The following is a 15,024-nucleotide window of genomic DNA, read 5'->3' on the forward strand; positions in this document are numbered from 1 at the left end:
CTATGAAGACGTATAGAACCACGACAGGTTCAGGGATGATCCCATAGCGTCAGGGATAGTGGCAGTTTTTTCTAGTTTAATCAGCGGTCAACTTCCCCGAGCACTATGTCGATGCTGCCTATTGCGGCAACGACGTCGGAGACAAATCCCCCCTTCACCATATCCGGAAGGGCCTGCAGATTCACAAACGACGGCCCACGAACCCGCATCCTGTAGGGCTTTCCCGTACCGTCGCTTACTATGTAGTAACCAAGCTCTCCCTTGGGGTTCTCGACGGAGTGGTATATCTCCCCCGGAGGAGTCTCAAAACCGTTGTAGACCAGCACGAAATGTCTTATCAGGGATTCCATTTTCGTGTAGACAAGCTCTTTTTCAGGCAAAACGATGTCGGGAAGATCGGCAATGTAGGGACCGTCCGGAAGATTTTCAAGGGCCTGCTCGATTATGCGGAGGCTCTGTCTCATCTCCTCCATCCTGCAGAGATATCTTGCGTAGGCGTCTCCCTCATTAGCAACCGGTATGTCGAACTCGTAGTTTTCGTAATCAAGGTAGGGAACGGCTTTTCTCACGTCGTAGGGAACGCCGCTTCCTCTAAGTATGGGTCCCGTAATACCGAGATCGATCGCCTGCTCCTTGCTTATGACCGCTACCCCCTTGGTGCGACCGATCCATATCTTGTTTCTTGTAAGAAGCCTGTCTATTTCGTTTAACGTCTCGGGGAATATCTTAAGGAAGTTCCTTATCGTGTCGGAGAAATCCTCGGGCAGGTCCTGGGGAAGACCCCCTACCCTCGGATAGGAAGTCGTGAGCCTTGCTCCGCATACCATCTCGAGAATTTCGTAGATACGCTCCCTCTCCTTGAAGCAGAAAAGAAAAGCGGTCATCGCGCCGAGATCCATGGCGTTTGCGCCTATGCCTATGAGATGGGACTCGATTCTTCCGAGCTCAAACATTATCACCTCGGCTACCTTGGCTCTTTCGGGAATTTCATCCTCGATCCCGAGAAGCTTCTCAACGGCCAGTATGAAACCTATGTTGTTGCATATCGAGGCCAGGTAATCCATCCTGTCGGTGTAGGGAAGACATTTCTGATAGGTGATGTCCTCGCAGAGCTTTTCTATTCCCCTGTGCAGGTAGCCGATGTGAGGAACGGCCTCCTTGACTATCTCCCCATCGAGATAAAGAACCACCCGCAGAACCCCATGAGTTGACGGATGCTGCGGCCCCATGTTAAGCATCATGGTCTGCTTTCTCGTACCGTCAGCCTCAGTGCCGAGTTCTTCCGTAACAATCTCTACTCTTTCCATCACTCAGCTCCTTCATCAAGAGCCCTCTCGAAACACCTCTTTGAAGATTCCCTGTCTCTCACGTCGAAATCCTTTCTCAGCGGAAACTGGTCGTAATCCTCGGGCATAAGTATTCTTCTCGGGTCGGGATGTCCACTGAAAGTTATCCCGAACATATCGTATGCTTCTCTCTCAAGCCAGTTCGCCCCGGACCACACTGACGTCACGGAATCAATTGCGGGGTTGTCTTGCTCGAGAGCAGCCTTGAGCCTTATTCTCAGATTCTCTTCGTAGTTCTCGCCGAAGCGGTGAAGGAGGTAAACAACTTCGTATCTCGGAAACTTGACGGTCAGGTAGTCGACAATCGTAACGTCCACAAGATAAGTAAAACCGAGCGCGTTTTTGAGAAGCGAGCAGCACTCTACTATCGACTCGGCCCCTACGGTAAAGCTGGTCTCCCCGCGGAATTCGCTCTCCGAGAGGATGTATCCGCTTATTTTTTCCCTTATTTGATCGACAGGGTCAGGTTGGGAGGTCATACGATCGGGGGTCCCTCGTTATCTATTTTCTTCTGGATTTTCATGACGGCGTCAATAAGGGCCTCGGGTCTCGGCGGACAGCCACCCACGTAAACATCCACCGGAAGAAACTCGTCAATCCCCTGAACGACGGCGTAACTGTCAAAAGGTCCGCCACCGCACGTACACGACCCCATCGCTATTACCCACTTGGGCTCGGGCATCTGCTCGTAGATCCTTCTGCAGACCGACGCCATCTTGTAGGTTATGGTCCCAGAAACTATCATCAAATCCGCCTGCCTAGGCGAAAACCTAACGGTTTCGGCCCCGAACCTCGCGATATCGAACCTCGAGGAAAAAGTCCCCATCATCTCAATCGCACAGCAAGCAGTTCCGAAAGCCATGGGCCAAAGGCTGTGCTTTCTTCCCCAGTTGGCAACCGCAGAGATCTTGGTCGTGAGAAAACCGTCTCCGCCAAGGAGTGGTCCGCTACTTACTCCCATTCCAAAGCTCCTTTTTTAAGAACGTAGAAATAACCGCCGATGACAATAATAAGAAACGCCAGCACCTCGATAAGGGCCACCATTCCAAGCTCCCTGAACACTACCGCCCAAGCTATGAGAAACACGATTTCTATGTCAAACAGTATGAAAAGAGCTCCTATAAGGTAGTACTTGAGCGAAACCTTTTCCCTTGCGTCTCCCTTGGGAATCATCCCCGATTCATATGGAATTAGCTTGCGCCAGCTTCCGTATCTCTTTGGACCCAGCAGATAGGAAACGGACAGAAGCGCCGCGGCCAAAACGATCGCTATTACTATTATCAGGAGGACGGGAACATACTGGTCTAACACAACACAGACAAGGTTAGTATCAGGGGATGAATTGTCAAGGAAATCTCCTGCTTCCACAGTCAGGTTTTTACGGTCAACAATGGGAAAAGACCCATAAAACGGTTAACATATCCCGGGTTACAGGAACATGGAAAAAGAGATCGCAAAAGCGTACGAACTCGTAACCAATTCCAACGAAATCGTCGTCCTTACAGGGGCGGGAATCTCGGCTGAAAGCGGTATTCCCACATACAGGGGAGAAGAAGGGCTCTGGAGGAATTACGATCCCCACGAACTTGCGACGCCAGAGGCCTTTTTCAGGAATCCCAAGCTCGTGTGGGAGTGGTATGACTCGAGAAGGGCCATAATGAAAAACGCCAAGCCCAATCCCGGCCACTTCGCAATAACCGCGCTTGAGAAAGAAAAAAGAGACTTCACCCTCATAACACAAAACGTAGATGGCCTTCACTTTGCGGCCGGAACCCGAAACGTAATCGAGCTTCACGGAAGTCTCTGGGAAATCAAATGCACGGAATGCGAAAAAGTGGAAAAAAACTATCAGGTGCCTATTCCGGAACTTCCCCCGAAGTGCGGCGCCTGCGACGGGATAATGAGACCGAACACCGTGTTGTTCGGAGAAATCATCCCGATGGAAAGAATAGACAGGTGCCTGTTTGCCATAGAGCAATGCGATCTTCTTCTGATAGTAGGAACTTCCGGAGTGGTTGAACCCGCGGCTTCAATGGGACTCATAGCGAAAAAAAGCGAGAAACCTGTAGTGGAAATCAACATCGATATAACTCCGGGCACGGGCCTTTACGACGCAAGCGTAATGGGGAAATCGGGAGAGGTGCTGCCCCTCCTTGTGGAATCCGAAACCTCTCGAAACCGCATGTAACTAGGATGAAACCGAGCCTCCAGAACTCGGATCAAAAAATCCATCCAGAAAAAACTTGCAAGAGCATAGAGAGATTAGCGTTTTGGCACACACTACCATCCGGCCGCAACGGCCACCATTAATCACCTGTCAAGCTTGAAAAATCGGGCATATAAAGTACCGTATAGGTAACTTGATAAATTTGGACCATCTGGTGATAATTTAAGTCTATCCAACTCCACCCGGTCGCTTAATCATAGAGGGAACTATAGTGCACAAAAGAAAAAATCACCGCCTTTTTCCATACAGATCCGCCTCGAAACGCCTGCTCGCGATATGCCTGGCGCTGCTCGGAGTATCGATTTTTCTCGGTTGCGGCGACACTTATGAAACAGCCCCAGCAGAAGAACCGCTGTTTCTTCCCAGTGATATCTTCGCAGATACCTGTGCCGACCTCAGCAAAGCTCACTTTAAAAGTATCTCTTCTCAAGGCATTTACGCAGATGAAAACAACTGGCTTCGCTCCTGGAGTCACGAAACCTATCTCTGGTACGACGAAATCATAGATCAGGATCCTTCCTGCTGCAGCACTCCCGTCTACTTTGATTTGATGAAGACTTTTGAAACAAATGCTTCCGGAGCTCCCAAGGATAGATTTCATTTCACCGTACCTACCGCGGAATTCCTGGCGAACAGACAAAGCATTGATATAGGATACGGCGCCGAGTTTGTGATTTTAAGCTCTAGACCCCCACGAGATGTAAGGATCGCCTACACGGAACCTAGTTCGCCGGCTACGGCTCCCGAGGTTAATCTTTCCCGCGGCGCGCAGATTCTCGAGATTGACGGTGAAAAGATGTTAGATTCGGATAACCTAGACGTATTAAACAACGGCCTGTTTCCACGCACAGTAGGCGAGAGCCACACATTCACCGTCTTGGACCTCGGATCACAGACTCCCCGCACGGTAACCATGACTTCCGTGGCAATAACTTCTCATCCGGTTCAGAACGTGAAAATCCTTTCCACTCCCAGTGGAGACCGCGTAGGTTACATGCTGTTTAACGCTCACAACGCGCCTGCCGCACAAGCTATCGTGGAAGCGGGCAAACATCTGAAAAACGCAGGCGTCGATGATCTGATCGTTGATCTTCGCTATAACGGCGGCGGACTTGTCTATGTAGCGCAAATATTATCGTCGATGGTCGCAGGGGCTGATAAAGAGGGGCTTACTTTCGAAGAGTTTGAGACAAACGGCAAGATTCCATCGGAAAGCTGGGAGTTCACTTTTGAATTCACGGCGGATGACATAATCGGCGACACAGGCTTAACGGTTCCCAGCCTCGGCTTGCCGCGCCTGTTCGTTCTTACAAGCCCCCGAACCTGCTCGGCAAGTGAATCAGTCATAAACAGTTTGCTCGGCATCGACATAGACGTAATCCGAATCGGGTCGGCTACCTGCGGCAAACCCCATGGTTTCCTTCCAACCGAGAACTGCGGCACTGTTTACCATTCGATTAACTTCAGGGGGGTAAATGCCAAGGGCGAGGCAGACTTCGAAGATGGTTTTACTCCGCACTGCCGAGTTGCAGAAGATTTCAATCACCAGCTCGGTGACCCCGAGGAGATTCTCCTCAAAACAGCTCTTGCTTATCGAGCCAGCGGTGCTTGTCCTCTTGCCGAGGAAAAAGGTAGCAGAGCAACAGGACCATCTGCGGAGTCTTCGTCCGGTGAAGCTATTTCCAGACCTCCTGGATTTTCAGGCAAGATAGCTGGATCCGGGATATCACCATCGAACTGATCCCTGATGAAAACAGAGATCAATATTTTTTCTGTCCTCTGGAACTCATTACTGCGCCCCTGCCAAACAGTTTTTCCATCATTTATGGTAAGTATGCAGCAACCGCGGCTATCCAGAAAAGGACCGCTGTGACGGGCAATTTATAATTGCCAAGCAGGAAAAGCTCCCCAAGCAGACTTCGGAGCGTGTTCTAGACACGTTATGCTGTTTATTAATATGGCCGCTGAAGCGCTTTACTACCTTGCGTCGCATATCTCCATGGCTACTTTTATCGCCTGAATCATGCTCTCGGGACGCGCCGCACCTTTCCACGCTATGTCAAAAGCAGTTCCGTGGTCAGGAGAAGTCCGCAGTATAGGCAGTCCCAAGGTGACGTTAACCCCGGTATCGAAAGAAAGCATCTTGAAGGGCACGAAACCTTGGTCGTGGTACATGGCGACCACCAGATCCCATTTGCCGCGAAGAGCGTCGTAGAAAAGAGTGTCCGCAGGGAGGGGGCCCTCGACCGATATCCCTTCGGCTCTTGCCCTCTCAAGAGCTGGAATTATATGCTCCTGCTCCTCATTTCCGAAAGATCCCGACTCTCCAGCGTGTGGGTTGAGCCCGCAGACAACTATCTTTGGATCTTCAACGCCGAATCTTTTCTTGAGTTCCCGAGCAGATATGGAAACGGTCACATAAACGCTTTCTTCCGTAATCATGTCCGGAACTTCGCGAAGGGGAACATGTATCGTCACGGGCGCTACACGGAACCTCGTTCCCTCAAAAAGCATTACTACGTTTTCTGAACCGGTAAGATCCATGAGCATTTCCGTGTGCCCTGGATAGGTGGAGCCGGCCATGTGTATGGATCTTTTGCTTATCGGAGCCGTGACAATAGCTTTAACCTCGCCTGAGAGAGCCATGGCCACTGCCTTTTCTATACACGCAATAGACGCCCTGCCCGCTTTTTCGGATCTCACCCCTTCTTCAATATCCCCGAGCACAAAATCCGTGGGGTCTATAATTGAAAGAGGACCATCCTTTCCGAACTCACTGTTGGCCCTCTGGAGAACAGATTCACTTCCGACAAACACGATGTCGTATATTTCCTCGAAGAAACCGTCGTAAAAAGCTCTTATGCAGACCTCGGGCCCTATCCCGTTCGGATCTCCCATCGTTACAGCTATTTTCGGTTTTCCGCTCACGCAAGCACCTCTTAATTTCTCTTTAACTAGATAAGACCATTTTTTTTCTTCTGTACTTTTGGGAAAAGCTCCGTCACGTTCTCGAAGACAACCTGAGTAAATTCCTCAAGAGGCAGTCCCCTGAGCTCTGAAATAAGCTTGGCCACGTAAACGACATTGCGCGGCTCGTTCGGTTTTCCCCTCTGGGGCACCGGCGCCAGGTAAGGAGAATCGGTTTCGTAAAGAAGCCTTTCGATGGGGATTCTGGCCGCCGCGTCCCTTACCTCCTCGGCCCTCTTGAAAGTCACTATGCCCGAGAAAGAAATAAAAAAACCCAGATCGAGATATCTCTTCGCTGTTTCGTAATCCCCCGAAAAACAATGAATAACTCCGGGATTCTGGCCAAGGTTCGTTCCCCGAAGCATCGAAAGCAGTTCCTCCTCCGCGTCCCTTACGTGAACCACGAAAGGAAGGCAGTGCCTCTTTGCAAGCTCCATGTGCGCCTCAAACGACCTTATCTGATCTTCCTTGGGGGAATTCATGTAGTGATAATCAAGCCCGGTCTCTCCAATTGCCACTACTTTTGGGTCTTCGGCTAGGCGCTCAAACTCCCGCATTACCTCTTCGCTGAAAGTTGAAGCGGAGTGCGGGTGGATACCGACCGAAACGTAAACTCCCCTGTATTTCCTCGAAAGCTCTATGGTAGCAAGCGAAGACTCAAGCCCAGTTCCGATGGATATGATTTTGCCGACGCCTTCGTCCGCAGCCCTCGACACGGCGTCCACTGGGTCCTCAAGGCTAAGCAGATGGGCGTGGGAATCAACCAGCATGCTGTTTATTTCTTCTCCTTCAAAAGACCCGTTACTTCGTTGAGAAACTCGTTTACGTCCTTAAAGGACCTATAGACCGAAGCGAACCTCACGTATGCGACCTGATCGATTTCATAAAGCTTGTCTATCAACTTCTTTCCTATATCTTCGCTCGATATCTCCCGTTCTCCCCTCTCAAGAAACTCCTTTTCAAGACTGGAAACGAAATCCTCTATGACTTCAATGCTGACCGGCCTCTTCTCACACGCCTTGCGCATTCCCGCTATTATCTTGTTGCGGTCAAACTCTTCCCTGCGCCCGTCTTTTTTCACCACCATGACTTCGGCGTGATGAATTCTCTCGTAAGTGGTGAACCTCTCCTGGCAATCGTTGCACTCCCGACGTCTCCTGACGGAAAAACCGTCTTTTCCTTCTCTCGAATCAACTACTCTGGTGTCATCTGACTTGCAGAAAGGACACTTCATTTCTTATCCGCCTAATCTGTGGCCATAAACGGGAAAACGCAGGCACAGTGCCTTTACGTCTTCTTTTATTCTGCTGAGAACCTTTTCATTTTCATGATTGTTAAAGGCTTCCATTATAAAACCGGATATCGTATCGATCTCCGCCTCTTTCATTCCTCTTGTGGTAATCGCGGGGGTTCCGATCCTTACCCCACTTGTGACCATTGGAGGACGTGGATCGAAGGGAATTGTGTTTTTGTTGACTGTTATTCCCGCCCGCTCAAGGGTCTGTTCAACAACCTGTCCTGTAAACTCCGTTTCCGTAAGATCAACCAGCACCAAGTGATTATCTGTTCCACCCGAGACAAGCTTAAGACCCGCATTTACGAGATTTTCCCCGAGACGTCTTGCGTTTTTCACAATCTGGCGCTGGTACTCCAAAAATTCAGGCTCAAGAGCCTCCTTAAACGCAACAGCCTTGGCCGCTATCACGTGCATAAGCGGACCGCCCTGAGTTCCCGGAAAAACCCTGCTGTTTACGGTCTTAGCGTGCCGCTCCTTCATCATTACCATACCGCCACGCGGTCCCCGAAGCGTCTTATGTGTGGTAGTAGTTACGAAATCACAGTGGGGAACGGGGTCCGAGTGAAGTCCGGCGACCACAAGCCCCGCAGGATGCGCTATATCCGCCAGCAGAAGTGCCCCGCATTCATCCGCTATGCTTCTGAATTTCGCGTAGTCAACATCCCTCGGATAAGCACTCCAGCCAGCGATTATAAGTCCGGGAGAGTGTTTGAGGGCAAGCTCCCTTACCTCGTCGTAGTCAATCGTTCCCGTTTCTTTCGAAACCCCGTAGGCAACAACATTGTAGAGTCGGCCGGAAAAATTAACGGGGTGTCCATGGGTAAGATGTCCTCCGTGGTCAAGCCTCATTCCCAGAACCGTCTCTCCAGGCTTAAGCGCAGCGAAAAAGACGGCCATGTTCGCCTGAGCCCCCGAGTGCGGCTGCACATTCACGGCGTCCGCCCCGAAAAGCTCAAGGGCACGGTCGCGCGCAAGGTCTTCAGCCACATCAACGAATTCGCATCCCCCGTAATAACGCCTTCCCGGAAGACCCTCGGCGTACTTGTTGGTAAGAACAGACCCCATGGCCTCCATGACGGCGTCGCTCACGTAGTTCTCAGACGCTATCATCTCGAGTTTCCATTCCTGACGCTGCGTTTCCATGCGGATAACTTCCGCTATCTGCTCATCGACTCCCCTTAGATGGCTCATCTGTTCACCTCGAAGCAAAAAAGTATTTAGAAGACGGCCCCTCGGGGCCAAGCGCCGTCCGGCGCGGCGACCCGTCGATAATCCGGTATCCTGGAAAAAAATCGCACGATAATTGTGTAAATTTAAAGTGAGAAGCCACGGGATATTTCATTTTTCCCGAGGAAAAGAATACCGAATGCCCCGGAAACCTCAATTTCGCTATAAATGTCGCTCGGGGGAACGGAAAATCCCTCTGGGAGAGGATAAACACGGGGAGTGAGAACTGTAATGGCGAAAACCGCAAAACGAAACGGATACATAAAGATAAAAGGCGCCAGGGAAAACAACTTAAAGAACATAGATGTTCTGATCCCTCAAAACAGGTTCACTGTGGTAACCGGTCTCAGCGGCTCGGGTAAATCATCCCTAGTACTTGATACCGTTTACAAAGAAGGACTCAGAAGATATATCGACTGTCTTTCAACCTACGCAAGACAGTTCATAGAAAAAGTCGAGCGCCCCGCAATGGACGACATAGAAGGTCTTCCGACCCCCATAGCGATTGAAAGCCGAAACAGCGTAATAAACTCCCGCTCCACCGTGGGCACAACAACGGAAATATACGACTACATGAGGCTTCTCTTTGCAAAAATCGGAAAAACCCGCTGCTCCGAGTGCGAAGAGGGGGTAACCGAGCACTCCCCTCAATCCATCATCCGACTGCTGATTGAAGAATTCCCGGGAAAAAGAGCCGTCATATGCTTTGAGACCGAAGAGGGGGTATCCCTATCTCAATACATGAAAAAGGGCTACTCCCGCGCGTACAAGGACGGGAAAACAGAGGATATCGAAAAAAGCGGAAGGCAACCGGGCGGAAAAACACAGATAGTCACCGCTAGAACCACTATCGGCGAACGGTCAAAATCGAGGATCACAGAAGCCCTAGAAGCCGCCTTCTCCGAGGATAGCCGGGCGTTTGTGCACATAGTTTCAGATCAAAGCCTCCGTTTCTCGAAAGAACTCCGCTGCGACAGCTGCGACACGGTATTTGAAAAACCCACCCCGAACATGTTCTCCTTCAACAGCCCCTACGGCGCCTGTGAGGAGTGCAGCGGATTTGGAAGAAACCTGGAGATAGACCCCGAACTCCTCGTCCCGGATCCCGGTCTAAGCCTCGCCGAAGGGGCAATCGAACCTTTTACGAAAACTTCTTATAGAAGGCAAATGAGAAAACTGCTTGCCTTCGCGGAGGAGACGGGGATAGACACGGGAAAACCTTTTTCGAAACTTTCGGCAAGAGAGAAAGATCTGGTTTTCAGCGGAAATGACGACTACTACGGCGTGAAAGGATATTTCAGGAGACTTGAGCGGAAGAATTATAAAACCCACATAAGGGTTTTTCTTTCAAGGTACCGCTCCGCTTTCACCTGCGGGGACTGCGGTGGAAGCAGGCTCAAGGAGAAAGCCCTTAACGTACGAATAGAAGGGGAAAATATATTCGATCTCTCGAGGATGTCCGTAAAGGATCTAAAATCCTGGTTTGACTGCATAACTCCATCCGCTTACGAACTTGAGATCGCCTCCGACATAATGAAGGAGATAAATTCGCGGCTGGATTTTCTTATCCACGTGGGGCTTGACTACCTGACTCTCTCGAGACTCACGCGCACGCTCTCGGGCGGAGAGGCACAGAGAATAAATCTCGCCTGCCAGATGAGTTCACGGCTTACCGAAACCCTCTACATTCTGGATGAGCCCTCGATAGGTCTGCACGCAAGGGACATGAACCGGCTCAACTCGCTTATAAGAGAACTCCGGGTAAGAAACAACACCATCATTCTTATAGAACACGATCTTGATACAGTAAAATCCGCCGACTATATAGTGGAGCTAGGTCCCCAGGCGGGCGACGGCGGGGGAGAGATCGTATATCAGGGAACGCTAAGGAATTTCCTGCGTTCGGCGAAAAACTCGGTCACGAAAAAATACCTCGCAAACGAAAGGAAAATAGAGGTTCCGAGTTCCCGTAGAAAGACCACCGGCAATTCAATAAACGTAATCGGCGCAAAAGAAAACAACCTTAAAAACATCGACGTACGCTTCCCCCTCAGAAGTCTCACGTGCGTAACCGGGGTATCGGGGTCGGGGAAAAGCTCGCTTGTAAACGACATTTTGTATAACGCTCTTTTAAGGAAATTCAGAAGAAAAACGGACAGGGTCGGAAAACACGAACGGATAGAAGGCACGGACAATATAGATGACGTGATAATCCTTGATCAGGCAAGCATAGGAAGAAGCTCGCGGTCAAATCCCGTCACTTATATAAAAGTTTATGACGATATACGCAAGATTCTCGCCGGACATTACCAGGCGAAGCTCCGCAAACTTACCCCTTCGCATTTTTCCTTCAACGTAAGGGGAGGGCGATGCGAGAAATGCATGGGAGAGGGAAGTCACAGGGTCGAGATGCATTTTCTAGCCGACGTCATGGTGACGTGCGAGGAATGTGAGGGCAGGAGGTTCGGAAAAGAAGTTCTTGGCTACAGATACAAAGGAAAGAACATAGATGACATACTCAACCTTACAGTTGACCAAGCCATGGTTTTCTTCTCGGAAAGTGTTGCCGTCACCAGAAAACTCAAGGTTCTAAAAGACGTCGGCTGCGGTTACCTGAGGCTCGGTCAGCCCGCAACGACGCTTTCGGGCGGGGAGGCTCAGAGAATAAAGATAGCCAGGGAACTCTCAAGGAAGGAAAAAAACAACATCCTCTACATCCTCGACGAACCCACGGTAGGACTTCACATTGACGACATAGGAAAACTTCTTAGTGTCCTCAACAGGCTTGTCGATGCCGGAAACAGCGTGATAGTGATAGAACACAACCTTGAGATGATAAAATGCGCCGACCACATAATTGATCTCGGACCCGAAGGTGGAGACAAAGGAGGGCGGATAGTGGCCGCCGGCACTCCCGAGCAGGTAACCTCCGTAAAAAACTCTTACACCGGAGAGTACCTTAGGCCGCTTCTCGGCTAGCCGGGTTATGTATTTTTTCGCCATGGTGTAGAATAAAACCTTAAAAATAATTTTCCGGAGAGAAAAAATGCTTGCAGACAGAAAAATACCTTTTAGCGAATCCAAGGAAGAAGAGTGGGAAATTCTGAAACAGAAGACTGAAGGCGGTATAGAACTTATGCTCGAAGACTCCCAGCGGTGGTTTCTGGCCACGACAGAAGGCGATGGAATCAGGATAACTTCAGCTGAGAAAAACGTGCGGCCGCTTGCAGTTCGCGAACCGCCGCTTATCGAGTTCGATGAGTTTAAAAGAGTGGCAGAAGTCTATAACGACGCCTTTTTCGGCGGAATCGGGGATCTATCGGCAAGACTCGACACTCACAATTCAAGCCCGAACATGCGCTACCTCTTCATGATGATCTACAATCTGATCTAGACGGCCCTGAAAGCGGTAAGTATATCAAGAAACGCTACATCGCATTTGAAAAAATTATCCTATGATCAGATGCCTTACCGAGTGGAAACCAGCTCAAGGATATCTTTAGGCCAATTCAAGAAAACAATTTCAAATATCCTAAACTGCCCGTAGCTCTCAGTCCGACGATCAATCACAACTTCGCCTTAAAACCTATGAGAAGAGCATTAAAATCGCACTTCTGTGTCACTTAAGTTAGATGGATGGAAATTTGGCTCCGGCGGCAGGGCTCGAACCTGCGACCCGATGATTAACAGTCATCTGCTCTGCCAACTGAGCTACGCCGGAACTGTAGAAAATAGAAAAAACCCAAAGAGTAGTTAATTTTATATAGATAAGAAAAACAGTCAATAAATCCAACACCGAGTAAAAATGACCGGGGAAAAAGAAGAAAAAAAGAAACCGGAGAAAGTGAATTCATCTCTTCCCGCACTTTCAAACTCCCTGCAAAGCTATCTGGCGCAGATCAGAAACTACCCCGTTTTGAGTAGAGAGGAGGAGTACGAACTCGCAATGAGGCACAGGGAAACGGGAGACCTTGAGGCCGCTAGGAAACTGATCGTATCAAACCTGAAATTCGTCGTGCGCATCGCGAACGAATACAAAAACTATAACGTAAACACCATGGACCTTATCCAGGAAGGCAACATAGGACTTATGAAAGCCGTAAGGGGCTTTGATCCGACCAAGGGATACAGGCTTATCTCATATGCAGTTTGGTGGATAAGGGCTTACATACAGAACCACATAATGAAAACCTGGAGTCTTGTGAAAGTCGGAACAAACCAGTCCCAGAGAAAGCTCTTTTACAAACTGAGGTCAACGAAAAACAAAATCGAAGCCACCGGAGCGGAGATGGGAGAGGACATTTACTCCGAGATAGCCAGAGAACTTGACGTGCCAGACAGCCAAGTAATCGAGATGGACCGGATAATGTCCGGAAAAGACCTGTCTCTTGACGCAAACATAGAAGGCAGCACGGAACGTACCTACGTTGACATCCTAGGGGACACATTCGATCAGGAGCAATTCCTCGAAGATTCCCAGATCCGACCGCTTGTGGCCAAGAAGATAAAAGAAGCCCTGGAGAGCCTAAAAGACAGGGAAAGATACATTATCGAAAAACGGGTTCTCACCGATTCTCCCGAGACTCTTGAAAAGCTTTCCCGTAAATTCGGCATCTCAAGAGAGCGCGTAAGACAGATAGAAAAAAATGCTCTTAACAAAATCAGGCAGGAATTTCAAAAAGAGCAGTTTCACGTATAAAGTTCTCGGGACAAGCATAAGCCCGAGAGGATTTTTCTCCATAACACCCTGAAATTTCTAACTATTTACGAACCTTCCATTTTTCAATCACAACTGCAAATTTTAATTGAATTAGTACCCGAATTATAATATGTTCTATAGGTAGGTAGTGTGGTTTTTGTTCCCAGTAGAAAATCTAATAGGAGGGATGAATGAGTAGATTTATAATCCTTACCTCTTTTTTACTTGTCTTCATACTGTTTCCTTTCTCATCAAATGCCCAGCAGTTGTATATAAGCACTGAATTGGGAATTGGTATCGGGAATTCTCTGGATACCGACGCCAGTGATACCGATTTCGGTACGCTGTGCGATCAGCACTTAAACAATCCAGAGGACCGTAATCATTTTGCATCTGGTGTATGTTCTTCCGAGACATCAGTCTGGGATAACAGCTTTGACGGTTCAACGGGAGTAATAGCGGGCGTCGCTTTGGGCGTCAGCACAGATTTGGGTGCGAGAATTGAAGCTGAATATCTTTATTTTGGCGCGCAATACGACTCGACATCCCCGGTTGTTGGAGGAGGTGGAGATATTGCGGATAAAGTAAATGAGGAACTTATCCGTTCTGACGAACGCATAGGAGGGGTAAATATAAACAGTCTGTTCGTTAACGTTTATTATGACCTTCCGGTTTCCGGACAGTTGCGTCCTTACATTGGAGGCGGTGTGGGTTTTGGAATGGCCGAGGTGGAATGGGATGCTGTTTGGGCCCGTAATATAAACCCGGATGTAATCACGACGGCGGATGATGCAGAATATCTGGGTGACGGCAACGAAGAAGAGGACCGCCAAGCTCTGCATGGAAGAATCGCCGGTACTTCAAGCACGGCGAGTCACACGCTCGAAGATACGGTGTTCGGTTACCAAGCAATTGTCGGCGTGGACTACATGCTGACCGATAATGCCTCAATTGGAGTCAAGGGTCGCTGGGTCAGGTACGCCAAGTTCAGCGGCACAGATGAGTGGGACCAGTTGCGCAGTCACGCCCCGAACAATGGCCCGGGAACGAATACGGTTGAGTATACAATTGAAACTGACGACTTAAGCGCATTTGGGGTCAGTCTGATTATGAAATACGCGTTCTGATTTCCGCTTCCTCCAAGCGGAGCGGAGCAAAACTTAACGGACCGAGGTCCCGTATGGTTTTTGGGAACACGGCGGTGCTCTCATAAACAGGATGAAGGCATAGGGCCAGTCACCATGAATTCATACGGGATCCT

General features: G+C 49.5%; 14 protein-coding genes and 1 tRNA gene. 6 read left to right on the forward strand and 9 right to left on the reverse strand.

The genetic code is table 11. From position 1 onward, the window contains the following. Positions 1 to 80: 80 nt before the first annotated feature. From nuoD to F4X55_05395, 4 genes are read right to left on the reverse strand one after another with little or no spacing between them, the layout of a single operon-like run. On the reverse strand, positions 81 to 1,307 hold the full coding sequence (gene nuoD, locus F4X55_05380; GenBank protein MYC40426.1) for an NADH dehydrogenase (quinone) subunit D: 1,227 nt from the start codon (positions 1,305 to 1,307) through the stop codon (positions 81 to 83). After that, the gene (locus F4X55_05385; protein ID MYC40427.1) at positions 1,307 to 1,825 is read right to left on the reverse strand and encodes an NADH-quinone oxidoreductase subunit C; all 519 of its coding nucleotides are present in this window, start codon (positions 1,823 to 1,825) and stop codon (positions 1,307 to 1,309) included. The genes nuoD and F4X55_05385 overlap by 1 nt, the downstream gene beginning before the upstream one ends. Next, positions 1,822 to 2,307: an NADH-quinone oxidoreductase subunit B gene (locus F4X55_05390; GenBank protein ID MYC40428.1), complete on the reverse strand. Its 486-nt coding sequence runs from the start codon at positions 2,305 to 2,307 to the stop codon at positions 1,822 to 1,824. Before F4X55_05390 ends, F4X55_05385 begins: the two co-directional genes overlap by 4 nt. Continuing rightward, entirely contained in the window at positions 2,298 to 2,657 is a 360-nt protein-coding gene (locus F4X55_05395) for an NADH-quinone oxidoreductase subunit A (protein ID MYC40429.1), read from the reverse strand. The genes F4X55_05390 and F4X55_05395 overlap by 10 nt, the downstream gene beginning before the upstream one ends. Before the next feature lie 127 nt (positions 2,658 to 2,784). Between F4X55_05395 and F4X55_05400 the strand changes: the two genes are divergently transcribed. Beyond that, entirely contained in the window at positions 2,785 to 3,534 is a 750-nt protein-coding gene (locus tag F4X55_05400; protein MYC40430.1) for an NAD-dependent deacylase, read from the forward strand. Positions 3,535 to 3,784: 250 nt separating this feature from the next. Continuing rightward, on the forward strand, positions 3,785 to 5,314 hold the full coding sequence (locus F4X55_05405; protein ID MYC40431.1) for a peptidase: 1,530 nt from the start codon (positions 3,785 to 3,787) through the stop codon (positions 5,312 to 5,314). Between the two features lie 236 nt (positions 5,315 to 5,550). Here the strand turns inward: F4X55_05405 and pdxA are convergent, their stop codons facing one another. The 4 genes from pdxA to F4X55_05425 are packed head-to-tail and all read right to left on the reverse strand — an operon-like array spanning position 5,551 to position 9,028. Continuing rightward, the gene (pdxA, locus tag F4X55_05410) at positions 5,551 to 6,471 is read right to left on the reverse strand and encodes a 4-hydroxythreonine-4-phosphate dehydrogenase PdxA (GenBank protein MYC40432.1); all 921 of its coding nucleotides are present in this window, start codon (positions 6,469 to 6,471) and stop codon (positions 5,551 to 5,553) included. A 56-nt stretch (positions 6,472 to 6,527) separates the two neighbouring features. Continuing rightward, positions 6,528 to 7,310: a TatD family deoxyribonuclease gene (locus F4X55_05415; GenBank protein MYC40433.1), complete on the reverse strand. Its 783-nt coding sequence runs from the start codon at positions 7,308 to 7,310 to the stop codon at positions 6,528 to 6,530. A gap of 5 nt (positions 7,311 to 7,315) precedes the next feature. After that, the gene (nrdR, locus tag F4X55_05420) at positions 7,316 to 7,774 is read right to left on the reverse strand and encodes a transcriptional repressor NrdR (protein ID MYC40434.1); all 459 of its coding nucleotides are present in this window, start codon (positions 7,772 to 7,774) and stop codon (positions 7,316 to 7,318) included. Positions 7,775 to 7,777: 3 nt separating this feature from the next. Then, positions 7,778 to 9,028 carry a serine hydroxymethyltransferase gene (locus tag F4X55_05425; protein MYC40435.1) on the reverse strand — a complete coding sequence of 417 codons (1,251 nt, stop codon included), beginning with the start codon at positions 9,026 to 9,028 and terminating at the stop codon, positions 7,778 to 7,780. A 267-nt stretch (positions 9,029 to 9,295) separates the two neighbouring features. Between F4X55_05425 and uvrA the strand changes: the two genes are divergently transcribed. Next, positions 9,296 to 12,043 (forward strand): excinuclease ABC subunit A, encoded by a 2,748-nt coding sequence (gene uvrA / locus F4X55_05430; protein MYC40436.1) that lies wholly within the window; start codon positions 9,296 to 9,298, stop codon positions 12,041 to 12,043. A 67-nt stretch (positions 12,044 to 12,110) separates the two neighbouring features. Then, the gene (locus F4X55_05435; protein MYC40437.1) at positions 12,111 to 12,458 is read left to right on the forward strand and encodes a hypothetical protein; all 348 of its coding nucleotides are present in this window, start codon (positions 12,111 to 12,113) and stop codon (positions 12,456 to 12,458) included. 251 nt (positions 12,459 to 12,709) lie between these two features. Here F4X55_05435 and F4X55_05440 read toward each other — a convergent pair. After that, positions 12,710 to 12,785: transfer RNA gene (locus F4X55_05440), tRNA-Asn, on the reverse strand. 123 nt (positions 12,786 to 12,908) lie between these two features. On the opposite strand from F4X55_05440, the gene rpoH reads away from it, so the two are divergent. Next, a complete protein-coding gene (rpoH, locus tag F4X55_05445; GenBank protein MYC40438.1) occupies positions 12,909 to 13,763 on the forward strand; it encodes an RNA polymerase sigma factor RpoH in 855 nt (284 codons plus the stop codon). Between the two features lie 191 nt (positions 13,764 to 13,954). Further along, positions 13,955 to 14,890, forward strand: a complete 936-nt coding sequence (locus tag F4X55_05450; protein ID MYC40439.1) for a porin family protein — start codon at positions 13,955 to 13,957, stop codon at positions 14,888 to 14,890. The last annotated feature ends 134 nt before the right edge of the window (positions 14,891 to 15,024 follow it).

Source organism: Candidatus Dadabacteria bacterium, from assembly GCA_009840385.1.
In the GTDB taxonomy this organism is placed as follows: Bacteria; Desulfobacterota_D; UBA1144; order Nemesobacterales; family Nemesobacteraceae; genus Nemesobacter; species Nemesobacter australis.